This is a genomic window from Granulicatella sp. WM01 (assembly GCF_004570605.1).
Lineage (GTDB): Bacteria > Bacillota > Bacilli > Lactobacillales > Aerococcaceae > WM01.
The window spans coordinates 1-227 of sequence record NZ_SPPB01000196.1; the positions used below are offsets into that span (position 1 = coordinate 1).

Sequence of the window (227 nt, forward strand, 5' to 3'; positions counted from 1 at the left end):
TCTTGTGACGAATACGTACCATCCGTGGTAAATCAATCGGTTTTAATGGTATAGATTGATTGTGTATCCAATTATAAATAGTTTTAGTGCAAGGGACTATTTCATCAGAATGCTGCTTTTTATAAGTATTAACAAAGGAATCAACACTATGTATTCTAATCTTTTGAGATAGTGTAGAAATCAATTGTGACATAAACTGTGTAGATAGTTTATGCCGAATAGAACAC

General features: G+C 31.7%; 1 pseudogene. It reads right to left on the reverse strand.

Annotated elements, in window-relative coordinates:
- Positions 1–193 (reverse strand): annotated as a pseudogene (locus tag E4T68_RS09690) (IS30 family transposase); the annotation flags it as partial.
- Positions 194–227: the final 34 nt, after the last annotated feature.